Origin of the sequence: Microbacterium sp. S308A+, assembly GCF_049800815.1 — a bacterium.
Lineage (GTDB): Bacteria > Actinomycetota > Actinomycetes > Actinomycetales > Microbacteriaceae > Microbacterium.
The window spans coordinates 1,076,505-1,092,176 of sequence record NZ_JBNAFT010000001.1 but is presented as its reverse complement, the minus strand read 5'-3'; the positions used below and the strand labels follow the sequence as shown (position 1 = coordinate 1,092,176).

Below are 15,672 nucleotides of genomic sequence, written 5' to 3'. Positions count from 1 at the left end.
CGCCCCACCCGCCCGAACCTGGTCCCGGGCCAGGCCCGAGACCAGGACCCCTCCGAAAGGCCAGGAGAACGATGACCGACGCCCCTTCCCCGGCCGCCCTCCTCCTGGACGGCGTGCGCACCCCGATCGGCCGCTATGGCGGCGTCCTCGCCGAGGAGCGTCCCGACGACCTCGCCGCGCACACGATCCGCGCGGTGGTAGACCGGAGCGGCATCGACCCGGCCGACGTAGACGAGGTGGTGCTCGGCGCCGCGAACCAGGCGGGCGAGGACAACCGGAACGTCGCGCGCATGGCCGCGCTCCTGGCGGGCCTGCCCGAGAGCGTGTCCGGATTCACGGTGAACCGGCTGTGCGCCTCGGGCATGACGGCGATCGCCACGGCGCGCCAGATGATCCTCGCCGGTGACGCGGACGTCGTGGTCGCCGGGGGAGTGGAGTCGATGACCCGTGCGCCGTGGGTCACCGAGAAGCCGCAACGTGCGTGGGCGAAGCCGGGGAGGAGCTGGGACACCTCGATCGGGTGGCGTTTCACCAACCCCCGTTTCGGCGACGACGTCACGCTCACGATGCCGCAGACGGCCGAACGGGTCGCCGAGCGGGGGGGCCTCGGCCGCGAGGAGCTGGACGCCTTCGCGCTGCGCTCGCATCACCGTGCGCTCGACGCGCAGGCGGCAGGACGCTTCGACGCCGAGATCGTCGCGGTCGGCGCCGTGACCACCGACGAGGGTCCCCGCGCCGACACGACGGCCGAGCGGCTCGCGGCGCTCCGTCCTCTTCACGGCGAGGGCGGGGTGATCACCGCCGGAAACTCCAGCTCCCTGAACGACGGCGCCGCGGCCGTGATCCTCGTCAGCGAGCGCTACGCCGAGCGGCACGGGCTCTCGCCGCGGGCGCGGGTGGTCGGCGGCGCGAGCGCGGGCGTCGCGCCGGAGGTGATGGGGATCGGTCCCGTCCCCGCGACGCGGCGGGTGCTCGACCGTGCAGGCTGGGAGGTGGCGGACCTCGACGCGGTGGAGCTGAACGAGGCCTTCGCCTCGCAGGCCATCGCGTGCATCCGTGAGCTCGGGCTCGACGAGCGGATCGTCAACGCCGACGGTGGCGCGATCGCGCTGGGCCATCCGCTCGGCTGCTCGGGGACGCGCATCGTCGTCACGCTCTTGAACCGCATGGAGCGGGAGGGCGGATGCCGGGGCCTGGCGACCATGTGCGTCGGCGTCGGACAGGGATCCGCGCTGCTGCTGGAGCGGGTGTGAGCGAGCCAGAGGACGAGGGCAGGGAGAGGGCACGATGACGACGGAGCAGAACGCGCCGGTCCTGGTCGAGGAGGGCGAGGACCGGGTGGTGCTGCGGCTCAACCGCCCCGAGGTGCGCAACGCCATCGACCGCGCGACGGTGGACGCGCTGCACGCGGCCTGCGCGGCGCTCGAGGCCGAGCCGCGGATCGCGCTGATCGTCGGCTCCGGCGGGGCCTTCGCGGGCGGCGCCGACATCGGGCAGCTGCGGGATCGACGCCGGGATGACGCGCTGGCCGGGATCAACTCCCGGCTCTTCGACCGGGTGCAGCGCCTGCCGATGCCCGTGATCGCCCTCATCGACGGGTATGCGCTCGGCGGCGGCGCCGAGCTGGCCTACGCCTGCGACTTCCGTATCGGCACCCCCGCGGCCCGGATCGGCAACCCGGAGCCGGGGCTCGGGATCCTCGCCGCCGCGGGCGCGGCCTGGCGGCTGACCGAGCTCGTGGGAGAGCCCCTGGCGAAGGAGGTCCTGCTCGCAGGACGGGTGCTCACGGCCGAGGAGGCGCTCGGCGCCCGGCTGCTCAGCGAGGTCGTCGAGCCGGGCGACCTCGAGGCGGCGGGCCACCGGCTGGCGGATCGGATCGCGGCGCAGGCTCCGCTCGCCATGCGTCTGACGAAGGCGGTGATCCACGCGCCCCGCGAGGCCCATCCGCTGATCGACGACATCGCCCAGGCCGTGCTCTTCGAGACCGAGGACAAGCACGACCGGATGACGGCGTTCCTGGATCGGCGCAAGGGGGACCGATGACCGGGCGGGAGCAGGGCGGCGGTGTCCCCGCGCGCGTCGGCGTCTATGGCGGCGGGCGGATGGGCGGCGGGATCGCGCATGCCTTCGCGGCGGCCGGCGCGGACGTGGTCGTCGTCGAGGGCGACGCGCAGTCCGCCGCCGCGGCACGGGAGCGCATCGCCGCCTCGCTCGCGAAGGCGCGCGAGAAGGGCGCGGAGGTCGAGGGCCGGATCGAGGTCGTCCTCGACCCGGGCGCCCTCGAGGGCTGCGCGCTCGTGGTCGAGGCGGTGCCGGAGTCGATCGACCTCAAGCGCCGCGTGCTGGCGCGCATCGCCGAGTCCGCGCCCGGGGCCGCGATCGGCAGTAACACGAGCTCCCTCTCGATCGACGCCCTGGCGGAGGACCTGCCCGACCCGTCGAGACTGGTGGGGCTGCACTTCTTCAACCCGGTGCCGGTGAGCGACCTCGTCGAGATCGTGGTCGGGGAGCGGACCGCCGAGGCGCTGGTCGCCGACGCGAGGACGTGGGTCGCGGGTCTCGGCAAGACGGCGATCGTGGTGCGCGACGCGCCGGGCTTCGCCAGCAGCCGGCTGGGGGTGGCGCTCGCGCTGGAGGCGATGCGCATGCTCGACGAGGGCGTCGCGTCGGCCGAGGACATCGATCTCGCGATGACCCTGGGCTACCGGCATCCGGTCGGTCCGCTGCGCACGACCGACATCGTGGGTCTGGACGTGCGCCTCGCGATCGCGGAGCACCTGGAGCGGGAGCTCGGCCCGCGGTTCACGCCGCCGCGGGTGCTGCGCGACAAAGTCGCGGAGGGGCAGCTCGGACGCAAGACGGGGCGGGGGTTCTACGAATGGTGAGGACGGACGAGGAGCTGGCGCAGGCCTGCGCCGACCGGATGTGGGCCAGTGACGACGCCAGCCGCGGGCTCGGGATGACCCTGGAGGCAGTGGGGCCGGGAACGGCCGTGCTCTCGATGACCGTCCGTGCCGACATGGCCAACGGGCATGGCACCGCTCATGGCGGCTTCGTGTCCGCCCTCGCCGACAGCGCGTTCGCCTTCGCGTGCAACAGCCGTGGCGTGGTCACGGTCGCCGCCGGGTTCGACATCGACTTCCTGGAGCCCGCGCACGTCGGCGACACCCTCGTCGCGACCGCCGAGGAGACCGTGCTGCGTGGGCGCTCCGGCGTCTACGACGTCGTGGTGCGACGAGATGAGACCGTCGTCGCCCTGTTCCGCGGTCGCAGCCGTGCGCTCGGCCGCCCGATCCTGGAGGAGGCGCCATGACCGATCTGTACGCTGCCGAGGAGGCAGGGGGCGCCGGGGTCGCCATCGCTCGGGGCGGCGCCGTCGCGATCGTGACGATGGATCTCCCCGAGCGCCGCAACGCGATGACCGCGGAGCTGAAGGCCGGGCTGCGGGATGCCCTCGCCGCTGTCGCGGAGGACCCGGAGGTGCGGGCCGTCGTGCTCGTGGCGACCGGGCCCGCCTTCTCGGTGGGACAGGACCTGGCCGAGCATGCGGTGGCTCTCGAGGGCGGTGCGGAGGCGGCGTTCGCGACTATCCGCGCCCACTACTCGCCGATCGTCCGCACGCTGATGACGATGCCCAAACCCGTCATCGCCGCGGTCGGCGGCACCTGCGTCGGCGCGGGGCTCGGACTCGCCCTCGCCTGCGACCATCGGGTGTTCGCCGCGGGCGCCAAGCTCGGGACGGCGTTCGGCGGGATCGGCCTCACACTCGACTCGGGGCTGTCGGTGACCTTGCCCCGCGCGGTCGGCGACGCCAGGGCCCGCGAGCTGCTGCTGTTCGGACGCGTGTTCACGGCGGAGGAGGCCGTCGCCTGGGGGATCGCAGGCGAGGTCGTCGCGCCCGAGGAGGTCCACGGGAGGGCGGTCGAGCTCGCCCGGCTGCTCGCCGCGGGGCCGACGGCGGCCTTCGCCGAGGGCAAGCGGCTGTTGCGGGAGGCGCCGGGCCTCTCGCTCGACGCCGCGCTCGAGGCTGAGGCCGAGGCGCAGACCCGCAGCGGCGCGACCGCGGACCACGCCGCCGCAGTGCGGGCATTCCTCGCGCGGGAGACCCCGCGGTTCACCGGTCGCTGAGCCCGGCCCTCCCTGGTCCGGCTCGTCTCGGCGGGCTCCGGGCTCACGGACGCCGGGCTCAGGGAGCCCGGGCTCTGGGCGACACGGCTAAGGCGCCTGCGACTGTCTCGCGCCGCGAAGACGCCTGGACGTGAGGCTTGACGTCTACTCGGCGGTGACGGCGGTGCGGGCCAGTGGCCTCTTCGCTGCGAGGAGCGCGACGGAGAGGGCCAGCGCGGCGAGCCCGATCGAGGCGAAGGGGATGGCGATGATCAGGAACAGCGATGCGGAGCCGACTGCGGCGAGGGGAAAGGCGATCAGCACGGATCGCGGCCAGACGACGACGGCGGAGAGACCCGCGACGACGCAGGCCAGGACGAACCAGAGCCACGATGGCAGGAACGGACGGGCGCCGTCGATGCTCCGAGCCCACGCGTCGACAGCGGCCGCGTTGAGGGCGAGGGCCAGCACACCGCCGACGAGGAAGGCGAAGGACCGGCCGACGGTCGTCAGCCGCGGGACGACGGCCAGCGCGACCGCGGCGAAGGCCAGGATCGGGACGACGGCAGTGAGGAGAACGCGTCCCAGGGTGAACGCGTCGCCCGCCGCGGCAAGGAGGAATGAGCCCGTGAGTGCGGCGACGAGCGCCGCGAGGGCCAGGACGATGGGGGCGGGCTTGCGAAAGCGGACGGAGAGACCGTGAAGGGCCATGATGATCGCCTCCTTGCGAGTTGGCATCCCGGACTCTTCGAGCAAGTCGATGAGATAGCGCTCGTTGGCGTCACGCCACGAGCGGGGGTAAGTGCTGAGGACCCGGCGGACTCCTGCGTGGTCGATCCTCATGCTGCCCCCCACTTCAGTGCCGGTCGTTGCTGGCCGCGGATCCGAGACAACGCGCGCTGTGCCCGCTCGGCCATCTGGCGGGTCTCATCCTCGAGCGTGACGAGCCCTCGATCCGTCAGTCGATAGAAGCGACGAAGACGGCCGTCCACGACCTCCTCACCGTCGGGGTTGATGAGCCCGTCGCTCTGGAGTCGTTCGATCGAGCGATAGACCGTCGCCGCTCCGGCGCCGGACACGTGAGTCCGAACGTCCAGGATCAGGGCATACCCGTGCTTTCTTCCCTCAGTAAGGGAGAAGAGGATCTCGAACTGCACCGTCGACAACGCCATGGTTCGACCGTACAAGTGTGGGCATACTCTCAAACTGAGAATATGCCCACACTTGCTCAATGGCCGCGGCCTAGTTGCACTGGCTGGCAACCCAGGCGGGGAGGTCCTTGTTCGGCTTCCAGAGCTCCATGTTCCATTGCGGGTCGAGCCCCGCGAAGCCCATGTGGCAGATGTACTGATTCTTGCCGGAGTCGTTCAGTCGCGTGCGTTCGCTGGAACTGCTCCGCTCGATGACCTCTAGCCAGCCCGCTTCGCCCGCAGGGATCCAAAGCGGGTTCCCCGTCAGACCACGTGCCCACGGAGTCGGATCTACGTTGAGCTTCCATCCGGCTCCGGCGATCCAGTTGAAGCTGATCGCGCTCACCAGGTTGATGCCCAGCCATGGGTCCGCGACGATCGGGAACGCTGCCTTCTCGTCGAAAGTCACATGCTGGACCAGAGACGTTCCCTGGACGGTGTACCAGGTCGGAAGCTCAACACCGTTCGCGTCGCGCGCCCAAGGCGCGGCCGCCCCGAGGAGGAAGTTCCCGTCGGAGTCAAGGGCGATCACGCTACCCGTTTTCGGGTCCACGGAGACCGTTGCACCCACGGGCAAGCCCAGATCGTAAGCGAACTCCCGCGGCGCCGACGCATCGTTGATGACGCTGTGGATTGCCACCGATCCGTCAGCCATCGACACCGGAACGATCGCAAAGCTGCTCTCGTCAGCGAGTGCGACGAGCCCCGAGCTCGTGATCTCCTCAACCGGAGTCTTCGCGACCGGGAGGGTTACCTCAAAGCTCTCCTCCCCCGCCTTCACCGTGACGGCATTCCCGTCGACCGCTTCGGATTGCGCAGGCGCCAGGCCGATGCCGGACGCCACGGCGTCCGAAGTGCGCATGACTGCCGCTCCAGAGTCCACCGGCGGAGCCGGTTCAGAGGCAAAGCTGGGCTGAGCCACCACCAGCGCCAAAACGGCTCCGATGCCCACGCCGCTCGCCCCCAACCCTCGTCTGTTCATCCCCACACTCCTTACGTCGTGGCGAGGATGAAGGTCGCCCTCGCTCACTCAGGACAGTAGAGAGCGCAACCAGGTACGTCCATATGCCTTTCCCTCTGGTCTCTGGCCCTCTCGCCGGATATTCTCAGCAGTTAGTGCCCGTCTTCGAGGAAGGGGCGGCCATCATTACTCTGCTGTGCGGGCCTCCGAGGACCGCCCGTGCCAGTGGCATCCAGAGCGCATGGGCTCGGTAACGGTGTGGCCATGGCGACTCTTGACGAGAACGAGCATCGACGCCTTCGCCGTGCCACCGCCTATCGGCTCGGATCTACGATCCGCCGCCTCCGCCGCCAAGGTGGCCTCTCCCAGGAGCAAGTAGCCCATTCGGCAGGTATCACGGTGTACACCTACGGGAGCATCGAGCGCGGCCACACCCCCAAAGGGGAAGAGATCAATCCAACGCTCGACACCCTCCTCCGAATCGCCGTCGCGCTCGACGCTCCCGACCTGTTCGGACTTGAAGAGACCGGTGAGGCTACGTGACCCACATAGCTGGTGTCACGTTCAGCGGGGCCGGAGCCCGTCGAGCGCGATGGCGAGCACGTCGTCGGCGAGGAGGGCGGGATCGATGGCGCCGTCGGGGCGATACCACTCGACGAGCGAGTTGATCATGCCGAAGACGAGGCGCGCGACGGTTCCCGCGTCGATGTCGTCGCGGATCGTCCCCTCCGCTTGGGCCTCGCGGACGAGCCCGGCGATCCGCTGGTCGAAGCGGCGGCGGCGATCCAGGGCGTCGAGCTCGACCGGACTGTTGCCGCGCAGCCGCAGCAGCAGGGTCACGTAGGACTGCTGGGCGGTCAGGACCTCGATCGCCCCTCGCACCGCGGCGCGGAGCCGGTCGGCCGCGGTGGCCTGCTCTTCGATCGCGCGTTCGAGCGCTCCCTCCAGCCCGCTCAGGGCGCGTTCGAGGGCGAGGGCGAGCAGCTGCTCCTTCGACGCGAAGTGGTGGTACAGGGCGGACTTGGTGAGCCCGAGCTCCTTCGACAGGTCCGCGATCGAGGTGGCATCGTAGCCCTGCGCGGTGAACACGCGCACCGCGACGTCGAGCACCTCCTCGCGACCGTACCCCGGGCGACCACGGCGGGCCGGGACGCGGGGCTGGGCGTCGGCGCTGTCATCCGTCACCTTCCCACGATAGGCAGAGGAGCGCAGGGGCGGAGGATCGACGCTCCGGAGGGGAGAAGGGTCGCGCGACCGTGCGCCGAGGGACGTATGCCGCGATGTGGTACTTGAGGACCATAGGGAGGAGGGCGGGATCGTCCTCGAAGGGGATGTGGGGCGTGGACGCCGGTGCGTACCGTGGCAGGGCCCGTTGCGCTCCCGCATACCCGGAGGCGCCTTCTTTCCGGAGGACCCGTGACCCTGCTGACCCGCCTCAGCCTCGCCAACCGTGCCGTCGTCGCCCTGCTCAGCATCCTCGTGGTGGGGGCCGGCCTCTGGGCCACGGGGAGCATGAAGCAGGAGCTGTTGCCGACGATGACGCAGCCCACCGCCGTCGTCGTCGTGGCCAAGCCCGGCGCCTCTGCCGAGACCCTGGATCGCGATGTGGTCGCGCCGTTGTCCACGGCGCTCTCCGCGGTCACGAACGTGGAGGAGGTACGCGCCCGTACCTCCAGCGGCAGCGGTCAGGTCACCGTCACCTGGAAGTTCGGGGACGATGACGACAAGATCCTCGCGGACGTGAAGACCGCGACCTCGGGCGTGATGGCGACCGCTCCGGACGGTGCGACCTCGGAGGTGTACGCGGGCAGCTCCTCCGACATCCCTGTGCTGAGCCTGTCGCTCGCCGGTGGCGACGACCTGGAGGCGTTCGCCGAGCGCGTCGACAAGACCCTCGTCCCCGCCATCGAGCACGTCCCCGGCGTGCGCAAGGCGCAGGTGACCGGCAAGGTCCAGCAGCAGGTGCGCGTGACGCTGGATCCCGCGGCCCTCTCGGCGCGGTCGATCGACCCGTCCGTCGTCTCCGGGCTGTTGAAGACCGCGGGTGTCGTGGTCCCCGCGGGCAAGAGCGACGACGGCGCGAAGGCCATGGCGATCGAGGTGGGCCAGGAGGGCACGAGCATCGAGGGCATCGCCGCTCTGCCGATCCCGACGTTGGACGGCCCGGTGCCGCTGTCCGCGGTGGCGGTCGTCGAGCTGGCCCCCGTCCCGCAGACCGCCCTGTCCCGCGCCGACGGCAGCCCGGCGCTCGGGCTCACGATCACCAAGACCCCCGATGCGAACGCGGTGCAGGTCTCGCACGCCGTCGCGGCGGTGATCGAGAAGGAGCTTCCCTCCCTCGGCGCGGAGGCGAAGGCGACGACGCTGTTCGATCAGTCCACGATGATCGAGAAGTCCACGCACGACCTCGCCGTCGAGGGCGGGCTGGGGCTGGTCTTCGCCGTGCTCATCATCCTCGTCTTCCTCCTGTCGCCGAAGGCGACTGTGATCACCGCGGTGTCGATCCCGCTCTCCCTCCTCATCGCGGTGATCGGTCTGCGGATGGGCGGCTTCTCCTTCAACGTCTTCACCCTCGCGGCGCTGACCGTTGCGGTCGGCCGTGTGGTGGACGACTCGATCGTCGTGATCGAGAACGTCGCGCGCCGACGGGGAAAGGGCGGGCTCACCCCTGCGGACGTCCTCGCCGCGGTGAAGCAGGTGGCAGGCGCCGTGACGGCCTCCACGCTCACCACCGTCGCGGTGTTCCTCCCCGTCGCGCTCGTCGGCGGCATGGCGGGCGAGCTCTTCCGGCCCTTCGCGCTGACGGTCACGATCGCGCTCCTGGCCTCGCTCCTCGTCTCGCTCACCATCGTGCCGGTGCTCGCGTACTGGTTCATGCGACGTCCGTCGCGTCGCGAGACCGAGGCCGCCTCCGTCGCGGCCGACACCGCGGCTCTCGCCGAGCCGGGCGAGCCCGTCGACTCCGCGGGCCTCGCCGGCACGACCGCGGACCCGGCGGAGCGGGTCACGCGGATGCAGCGGGCCTATCTCCCCTCGCTCCGCTTCGCGATGCGCCGTCCCGTCGCCGTCGTGCTCATCTCGGTCGTCGTCTTCGCCGGGACGATCGTGGCTTCCGGATTCCTCAAGACCGACATGCTTGGCAGCTTCGCCGACGCCCGCGCGGTGCAGATCGAGCAGAAGATGCCGCTCGACACCACGCTCCAGGGCGCCGACGAGGCCGCTGCGGCGCTCGAGAAGGCCGCGGGGTCGGTCGACGGCGTCGCCTCCTTCCAGACCACGGCGGGGGAGCTGGGGGCGCCGGTCAGGATGGACCTCGTGATCGCGGACGAGGCCGATCCCGATACCGTGCTGAAACGCGTCGAGTCCGCGGTGGCGGACCTCCCGGCCGCCGAGGACATCACCGTCTCCACGCAGGCGACGCAGACCACTTCCTCCACGATCGACGTCATCGTGAAGAGCCCTGACGACAAGGCGCTCGCCACGGCGGCGGGGCAGATCAGCAGTGCGCTGGAAGGCGTGACCGGCGTCGAGAAGGTCACGAGCGACCTGGCCGCCGACCTCCCGGTGCTGAAGGTCTCCGTCGATCCCGGCGCGGCCGCGGCGCAGGGCTTCACCGTGCCGGAGGTGGGGACGGCGATCGCGGCGGCGGTCGAGGGCCAGCGTCTGGGCACGGTCGGGATCGACGGCGTCACCCGGGATCTCGTGCTGCGCGCGCAGTCCACGAAGACCGACCCCGAGGCGATCAGCGGGCTGCCGTTGCCGGTGTCGGCGCTGCAGTCCCAGCGCACCCAGAAGAACGCGGCGGACGAGCTCCAACGCGAGCAGGAGCGGATGTCCGCGGACGCCAGGGCCGAGGCCGAGGTCAAGGCACAGGACCAGGTCTCGGAGCTGATCGCGGCCCGCGACAAGAGCGTCGGCGACCTGGCCGCCCTCCGCGAGCAGCTGAGCTCCCTTCTCGCCTCGCCGCCGCCGTTCGACCCGAACCCTGCCCCGCAGGGAGCGATCGCGGCTCTCGAGTACCAGAAGGCGGTGCAGCAGCTCACCCAGGGGGTCGCCGCGGCGGAAGGGGGCATCGAGCAGCTCGACGAGCAGATCCGCAGCGCACGCACGGCGATCGCCGACGGGGCCGCGCAGCAGGCCGAGACCGACCGGCTCGCCCAGGCGCAGCGCGATCTGGAGAAGGTACGTGCGACGCCGATCCGCGTCGGAGACATCGCGAAGGTCGAGGTCGTGACCGCTCCGGCGACGATCGCGCGGATCGACGGCGCCCGTGCGGTGACGGTCTCGGCGACGCCCGCAGGCGAGGACCTGGGCGCCGCCTCCCTCGGTGTGCAGCAGGCGCTCGCCGCGCTCGACCTCCCCGCCGGCGTCACCCTCGACGAGGGCGGCGCGGCGGCCGAGCAGGCGCAGTCCTTCGGCGAGCTGGGCGTCGCCATGCTCGCGGCGATCGCGCTCGTGTACATCGTGCTCGTGGCGACGTTCCGCTCGCTCATGCAGCCTCTGCTGCTGCTCGTGTCCGTGCCGCTCGCGGCCACGGGGGCGATCGGCGGGCTGCTCCTCACCGGCACCCCGCTGGGGATCCCCGCGCTCATCGGCATGCTGATGCTGATCGGGATCGTCGTGACGAACGCGATCGTGCTCATCGACCTCATCAACGAGTACCGGAGGGAGGGAGCCGCGCTGGACGACGCGGTCGTTCACGGGGCGCGGCTGCGGCTCAGGCCGATCATCATGACCGCGTGCGCGACGATCTTCGCGCTGATCCCGATGGCGCTCGGGGTGACCGGTGGCGGTGCGTTCATCTCGAAGTCCCTCGCGATCGTCGTGATCGGCGGCCTCGTCTCGTCCACCGCCTTGACACTGTTGCTCCTTCCCGCGCTCTTCGTGCTCTACGAGCGGCGCGGCGACCGTCGCAGGGCCCGCCGCGAGCGTCGTGCCACTCGTCGTGCGGCCAGGGAGGGCGTCGACGGAACGGACGCCGTGGGCGACGCTGGCGAGGAGGCGCTGGATCGCATCGAAGCCGAGACGGGGGCCGGCGAGATGCCGCAGGGCCCGTCCGGTCCCGCCGAGTCGGGTCATGGGAGACTGGCGACGTGACCGATGCCTCCGCGCGTGCGCGCGATCGAGCCGTCGGGCGCTGGCAACGGCACCCTCGGCTGGTCGATGCGTTCGTCGCGCTGAGCTGGGCGGTCCTCGCCGCCGTGCCCGCACTCGCGGGACCCACGACGGACATCGTCCGTGGGAGCGTGCTCGCCTCCGTCCTCCTCGGCGTCGTCGTCGCGATCGTCGCCGTCACGCTGGCTCTGTTCCGCCGCCGTCGCCCGGTGCTCGTCTTCGTCGTCGCCATGGTCGCCTCGGCGGGGCTGCTGCCGTTCGGGTTCGACCTGAGCGGTCTGGGAGCGGCCTACGGGATCTTCGCGATCGCCGTGTACGACTCGGTGCGCCGGGCATGGATCGCCGCCGGCATCGCCTACGGGCTCGCGATCGTGCAGTGCGCGGTGTTCCTCATCACCGGGCTCGGCCTCACCCCCGTCACGCGCGATGGCAACCCGGTGGCGACGGCCGTGTCCTCCCTCGTCTTCGGTCTGCTCCTGTTTCTCGTCGCACTGCTCTGGGGCGTCAACGCCGGTAACCGTCGCCGCTACGTCGACGCCCTGCTCGAGCGCGCCAGGGTGCTCGAGCACGAGCGGGACCAGGAGGCGCAGCTTGCCGCTCTCGCCGAGCGCTCGCGGATCGCGCGTGACGTGCACGACATCGTCTCGCACTCGCTGTCGGTCATCGTCCGTCTCGCCGACGGCACGCGTGCCGTGATCGACGCCGACCCCGACCGTGCGAGGGAGGCTGTGGCCCAGATCGGCGGGGTCGCCCGGTCGTCGCTCGACGAGATGCGCCGGACGATCGGCGTGCTGGAGCGTCCCTCCGGCGACGCTCCGCCACGTAGCAACACCGGCCTCGAAGACCTCCCCCGACTGGTCGAGGTGTATCGCGGCATCGGGCTGCCGGTGGAGCTCGCGTACACCGTGGACGACGAGCGCGAGGTCCCCGCCGGCGTGCAGATGACGGTGTTCCGCGTGGTCCAGGAGGCGCTCACCAACGCGCTGCGGCACGCGAGCGCGCCCACCCTCGTGCGGGTGACGGTGCGGGTGACCGAGGACGACGTGCACGCCGAGATCCAGGACGACGGCGAGCGGGCGACGACGAGGGGCGAGGACGTGCCGATCGGGCGGGGGCTCGTGGGCATGCGCGAGCGCGCCGCCCTCTACGGCGGCACCCTGGAAGCGGGGCCCGTGGCAGGGACGAGAGCAGCGGGGCGGGGCTGGCGTGTGCGTCTGGCACTGCCGGGAGGCGCGGGATGAGCGCGGTGCGTGTGCTGATCGTCGACGACCAGGCCCTTATCCGGACCGGGCTCGTGATGGTGCTGGGCGCGGCGCCGGGGATCGAGGTCGTGGGCGAGGCGGCCGATGGCATCGAGGCCGTCGCGCTCGCCGCTGTGCACCGTCCAGACGTCGTGCTGATGGATGTGCAGATGCCCCGGCTGGACGGGATCGAGGCGACGAGGCAGATCACCGCGAACGACGGTCACGGGCGGGTGCTGGTGTTCACTACTTTCGATCTCGACGCCTATGCGTTCGGCGCGATCGACGCGGGGGCCAGCGGGTTCCTGCTGAAGGACTCCGATGCCGACGACATCGTCGCTGCCATTCGGGCGGTCGCGGCAGGGGATGCGGTGCTCGCGCCCCGGGTGACCTCCGAGCTCCTGCGCCGCTTCGGAGCGCTCTCGCGTGAGGCGGAGGCCGAGGAGCGTCAGGCGCGGGATGAGGCGGCGACGACGGCGCTGGGGCGTCTGCAGGTGCTCACCGATCGGGAACGCGATGTGTTCGACGCCATGGTCGAGGGGTTCTCGAACAGCGAGATCGCCGAACGTCTGTGGCTGTCCGAGTCGACGGTGAAGACACACGTCGGTCGGGTACTGGCGAAGCTCGGGATGAGGGATCGGGTGCAGGCGGTCGTCTACGCGTTCCGCAACGGCCTGACCGATCGCTGACCCGCTGTCCCCTCAAGGCTCGCTGCCGGACCGTTCCGTGCGCTCGTCTTCGGCATGCGCGCTGGCGGATACCCGGCTGTTTCGCATTGTGCTGCCAGCTTCTCCCCAGTGAGTGAGGCCTTCACTAAGTAAACTAGACATACTAGGTCAGTTAGTAATTCCACTATCGGCCGACCGATGAAAGGGAAGAAAAAGATGAACGCTTTCAAGAAGGGTCTCGTCACCACCGCCGCCGTGTTCGCGGTGGCTGTTCCGCTCGCGGCGATGACCCCCGCGATGGCCGCTCCCGTGGAGGGCCAGGGCGTGAGCGCCTCGGCCGGTGCGCACGGCGCCAAGACCGTGTGGAACGACGTCGACTACCTGAAGAACCACACGGAGGGCTCCGCACTCCGCGACCACCTCCGCGCCCTGGGCTTCCAGGCCGACCTCTTCGAGAAGGGGAGCTGGGTATACCTCTCTTACGACGAGAACGACGCTGACCTCGTCCGCGCGATCCAGCAGTACCAGCCGAAGAGCCCTGTCGGCTCCGAAGGGGAGAAGGACACGAAGGAGCCGGTCTTCGAGAAGCACGCCGCCTGAGCTGAGGGTGCGTGCGCTCTCGCGGCGCGAGGCCAGAGGGAAGGCAGGCACGGTTGCACCGAGAGGATGCGACCGTGCCTGCCTTTCGCGGGTCAGCGAAGCTCGAGCCGGTACACGCGATCGCGGCTGATGAGGGTCGAGGAGACCACCTCGTAGCCCAGGCTCTGCAGATAGGCGATGTCGGCGGGGACCTTCTCGTCGTCCCAGGTGAGCTCGACCGCCCAGACGACGGGACCGAGGTCCTCGGCGGTCAGAGTGTCGTTCGGGACGACCTTGTCCCACAGGTGCGACTGGGTCTCGAATGGCGCGACGAGGGCGGCGTCGTCCAGGCCCTCGAACTGCTCCGGATACAGCGAGACCATGAGCCGTGGGTTCCGCGACGGCTTGGTCTTCTGGTCGAACACGATGGCGTCGCCCGGCGCGGCGTTCTCGCCGACGTACGCGGCGACGTCGCGCCAGTCGCTGCCGTTGTCCTTGGCGTAGGGGCCGCGCTGCACGACGTAGCTCGGAACCGTCACCCCCACGATGACCACGGTCGCGAGGATCCCCGCCAGGAGGCGGCCGCGCGAGGGCAGCGCGCGGACGAGCGTCCTGATCCCCAGCGCGATGAGAACAGCGGCGGCCGGGACGCAGAAGGACAGGTAGCGGATGTTGTACATCGGCGACACGAGCGCGTTGCCGACCAGCAGCACCGTCGTCGGCAGCACGAGCCAGATCAGCACGAGCACGGTCAGGTGGCGCCGGTCGGACTCGGCGGGGCGGCGCAGGGCGAGGATCATCCCCATTGTCGCGAGCAGGATCAGCGCCCATCCGAACGCCGCCGACAGCGGATCGAACCACTGGGTGGAGTACACGTTCCAGGCGGTGGCGTAGTTGCGACGGGCGAGGAATCCGATCTGTCCGCGTTCCAGGTAGCCGATCACGATGATCGGCAGCGAGAGCAGCAGGGATCCGACGGCGGCGAGCAGCCAGCGCAGAAGCCGGTCTCGGTGGAAGACGACGACGAAGAGGCCGTGCACGGCGAGCAGGAGCCCGAGGTAGAGGAAGACGTAGTTGCCCACGGCCATGACCGCGGCGTATCCCACCCACCCCCAGCGGGCCTTGTCCCTGCGGAGCAGGTCGACGAGCAGGACGGTCGCCCAGACGGCGATCGCCGCGCTCATCGAGTACGCGCGCGCCTCGGTGGCCATGTACATCGTGCGGGGGAGCACGGTCGCGACGATGCCGGCGACCAGCGCCACGCGGCGCCCGGCGAGACGTCCGGCGAGCATGACCGTCCCCGCGACCGTGAGACCGACGGCGATCGTGCTCGGGACGCGCGTGGAGAGCTCGGACGCCCCGAACAGGTCGATCCACAGATGCAGGAACACGTAGTAGGCGCCGTGCACGGCGTCGATGCTGCTGAGCAGCCGGAACAGGCTCGGCCAGCTCCGTTCGGCCGACATGATGCTCGCCGCTTCGTCGCCCCAGTACGACGGGATCCAGGAGCCCAGGAAGCCGACGACCGCCGAGAGCACGCCCAGGATCAGGGCGGTGCGGCCCAGCGGCGTGCGTTGGATCAGGGCGCCGATCCGACCGTAGCCGTCGCCGGATGCGCGACGCGCTGATGAGTCGACGGCGTGCTGCGCGTCCATCTTCTGCCTCCCTGTCGGTGGTCTTCCCGCCCGCCTCTGAGCCCGCTCGACGCTACCGCATCCCGATGTGCGCATCCTTGCTCCGCCACCGCGACGGAGGGAGCGCCGTCGCGTGCCGGCGGCATCGTACGGCGAGGGTGCGGCGCTGTCCATCCC

At 70.8% G+C, this 15,672-nt stretch carries 15 protein-coding genes; 10 read left to right on the top strand and 5 right to left on the bottom strand.

Annotated features, from left to right (window positions below; genetic code table 11):
- Positions 1-71: 71 nt before the first annotated feature.
- The 5 genes from ACP15J_RS05125 to ACP15J_RS05105 are packed head-to-tail and all read left to right on the top strand — an operon-like array spanning position 72 to position 4,128.
- On the top strand, positions 72-1,253 hold the full coding sequence (locus ACP15J_RS05125) for a thiolase family protein (RefSeq protein WP_424937434.1): 1,182 nt from the start codon (positions 72-74) through the stop codon (positions 1,251-1,253).
- A 34-nt stretch (positions 1,254-1,287) separates the two neighbouring features.
- Positions 1,288-2,043, top strand: coding sequence for an enoyl-CoA hydratase/isomerase family protein (locus ACP15J_RS05120; protein WP_424937435.1), 756 nt, complete (start codon positions 1,288-1,290; stop codon positions 2,041-2,043).
- Positions 2,040-2,885: a 3-hydroxyacyl-CoA dehydrogenase family protein gene (locus ACP15J_RS05115; protein WP_424937436.1), complete on the top strand. Its 846-nt coding sequence runs from the start codon at positions 2,040-2,042 to the stop codon at positions 2,883-2,885. The genes ACP15J_RS05120 and ACP15J_RS05115 overlap by 4 nt, the downstream gene beginning before the upstream one ends.
- The gene (gene paaI / locus ACP15J_RS05110) at positions 2,879-3,313 is read left to right on the top strand and encodes a hydroxyphenylacetyl-CoA thioesterase PaaI (protein WP_424937437.1); all 435 of its coding nucleotides are present in this window, start codon (positions 2,879-2,881) and stop codon (positions 3,311-3,313) included. Before ACP15J_RS05115 ends, paaI begins: the two co-directional genes overlap by 7 nt.
- A complete protein-coding gene (locus ACP15J_RS05105; RefSeq protein ID WP_424937438.1) occupies positions 3,310-4,128 on the top strand; it encodes an enoyl-CoA hydratase/isomerase family protein in 819 nt (272 codons plus the stop codon). The genes paaI and ACP15J_RS05105 overlap by 4 nt, the downstream gene beginning before the upstream one ends.
- Before the next feature lie 144 nt (positions 4,129-4,272).
- On the opposite strand, the gene ACP15J_RS05100 is transcribed toward ACP15J_RS05105, so the two are convergent.
- The 3 genes from ACP15J_RS05100 to ACP15J_RS05090 all read right to left on the bottom strand — a co-directional run bounded on the left by ACP15J_RS05100 (position 4,273) and on the right by ACP15J_RS05090 (position 6,279).
- Positions 4,273-4,845 carry a hypothetical protein gene (locus ACP15J_RS05100; protein WP_424937439.1) on the bottom strand — a complete coding sequence of 191 codons (573 nt, stop codon included), beginning with the start codon at positions 4,843-4,845 and terminating at the stop codon, positions 4,273-4,275.
- Positions 4,846-4,946: 101 nt separating this feature from the next.
- Positions 4,947-5,279 carry a PadR family transcriptional regulator gene (locus ACP15J_RS05095; protein ID WP_424937440.1) on the bottom strand — a complete coding sequence of 111 codons (333 nt, stop codon included), beginning with the start codon at positions 5,277-5,279 and terminating at the stop codon, positions 4,947-4,949.
- 70 nt (positions 5,280-5,349) lie between these two features.
- Positions 5,350-6,279, bottom strand: coding sequence for a DUF2599 domain-containing protein (locus ACP15J_RS05090; RefSeq protein ID WP_424937441.1), 930 nt, complete (start codon positions 6,277-6,279; stop codon positions 5,350-5,352).
- Between the two features lie 243 nt (positions 6,280-6,522).
- Here ACP15J_RS05090 and ACP15J_RS05085 point away from each other — a divergent pair, with 243 nt between their 5' ends.
- A complete protein-coding gene (locus ACP15J_RS05085) occupies positions 6,523-6,801 on the top strand; it encodes a helix-turn-helix transcriptional regulator (protein WP_424937442.1) in 279 nt (92 codons plus the stop codon).
- A 21-nt stretch (positions 6,802-6,822) separates the two neighbouring features.
- Here ACP15J_RS05085 and ACP15J_RS05080 read toward each other — a convergent pair whose 3' ends face one another.
- A complete protein-coding gene (locus tag ACP15J_RS05080) occupies positions 6,823-7,443 on the bottom strand; it encodes a TetR/AcrR family transcriptional regulator (protein WP_424937443.1) in 621 nt (206 codons plus the stop codon).
- 231 nt (positions 7,444-7,674) lie between these two features.
- On the opposite strand from ACP15J_RS05080, the gene ACP15J_RS05075 reads away from it, so the two are divergent.
- The 4 genes from ACP15J_RS05075 to ACP15J_RS05060 all read left to right on the top strand — a co-directional run bounded on the left by ACP15J_RS05075 (position 7,675) and on the right by ACP15J_RS05060 (position 13,882).
- Complete coding sequence (locus tag ACP15J_RS05075; protein ID WP_424937444.1) at positions 7,675-11,355, top strand: efflux RND transporter permease subunit; 3,681 nt, start codon at positions 7,675-7,677, stop codon at positions 11,353-11,355.
- Positions 11,352-12,614 carry a sensor histidine kinase gene (locus ACP15J_RS05070; protein WP_424937445.1) on the top strand — a complete coding sequence of 421 codons (1,263 nt, stop codon included), beginning with the start codon at positions 11,352-11,354 and terminating at the stop codon, positions 12,612-12,614. Before ACP15J_RS05075 ends, ACP15J_RS05070 begins: the two co-directional genes overlap by 4 nt.
- A complete protein-coding gene (locus ACP15J_RS05065; RefSeq protein ID WP_424937446.1) occupies positions 12,611-13,303 on the top strand; it encodes a response regulator in 693 nt (230 codons plus the stop codon). The genes ACP15J_RS05070 and ACP15J_RS05065 overlap by 4 nt, the downstream gene beginning before the upstream one ends.
- Before the next feature lie 195 nt (positions 13,304-13,498).
- A complete protein-coding gene (locus tag ACP15J_RS05060) occupies positions 13,499-13,882 on the top strand; it encodes a hypothetical protein (RefSeq protein WP_424937447.1) in 384 nt (127 codons plus the stop codon).
- Positions 13,883-13,974: 92 nt separating this feature from the next.
- Here the strand turns inward: ACP15J_RS05060 and ACP15J_RS05055 are convergent, their stop codons facing one another.
- On the bottom strand, positions 13,975-15,516 hold the full coding sequence (locus ACP15J_RS05055; protein WP_424937448.1) for a glycosyltransferase family 39 protein: 1,542 nt from the start codon (positions 15,514-15,516) through the stop codon (positions 13,975-13,977).
- Between the last annotated feature and the right edge of the window lie 156 nt (positions 15,517-15,672).

What these genes read in the sequence shown, in the direction of transcription:
- ACP15J_RS05125 (WP_424937434.1), top strand. Translation starts at nt 72, where the DNA reads ATGACCGACGCCCCTTCCCCGGCCGCCCTCCTCCTGGACGGCGTGCGC.
- ACP15J_RS05120 (WP_424937435.1), top strand. Translation starts at nt 1,288, where the DNA reads ATGACGACGGAGCAGAACGCGCCGGTCCTGGTCGAGGAGGGCGAGGAC.
- ACP15J_RS05115 (WP_424937436.1), top strand. Translation starts at nt 2,040, where the DNA reads ATGACCGGGCGGGAGCAGGGCGGCGGTGTCCCCGCGCGCGTCGGCGTC.
- paaI (WP_424937437.1), top strand. Translation starts at nt 2,879, where the DNA reads ATGGTGAGGACGGACGAGGAGCTGGCGCAGGCCTGCGCCGACCGGATG.
- ACP15J_RS05105 (WP_424937438.1), top strand. Translation starts at nt 3,310, where the DNA reads ATGACCGATCTGTACGCTGCCGAGGAGGCAGGGGGCGCCGGGGTCGCC.
- ACP15J_RS05100 (WP_424937439.1), bottom strand. Translation starts at nt 4,845, where the DNA reads ATGCCAACTCGCAAGGAGGCGATCATCATGGCCCTTCACGGTCTCTCC.
- ACP15J_RS05095 (WP_424937440.1), bottom strand. Translation starts at nt 5,279, where the DNA reads ATGGCGTTGTCGACGGTGCAGTTCGAGATCCTCTTCTCCCTTACTGAG.
- ACP15J_RS05090 (WP_424937441.1), bottom strand. Translation starts at nt 6,279, where the DNA reads ATGAACAGACGAGGGTTGGGGGCGAGCGGCGTGGGCATCGGAGCCGTT.
- ACP15J_RS05085 (WP_424937442.1), top strand. Translation starts at nt 6,523, where the DNA reads ATGGCGACTCTTGACGAGAACGAGCATCGACGCCTTCGCCGTGCCACC.
- ACP15J_RS05065 (WP_424937446.1), top strand. Translation starts at nt 12,611, where the DNA reads ATGAGCGCGGTGCGTGTGCTGATCGTCGACGACCAGGCCCTTATCCGG.
- ACP15J_RS05060 (WP_424937447.1), top strand. Translation starts at nt 13,499, where the DNA reads ATGAACGCTTTCAAGAAGGGTCTCGTCACCACCGCCGCCGTGTTCGCG.
- ACP15J_RS05055 (WP_424937448.1), bottom strand. Translation starts at nt 15,516, where the DNA reads ATGGACGCGCAGCACGCCGTCGACTCATCAGCGCGTCGCGCATCCGGC.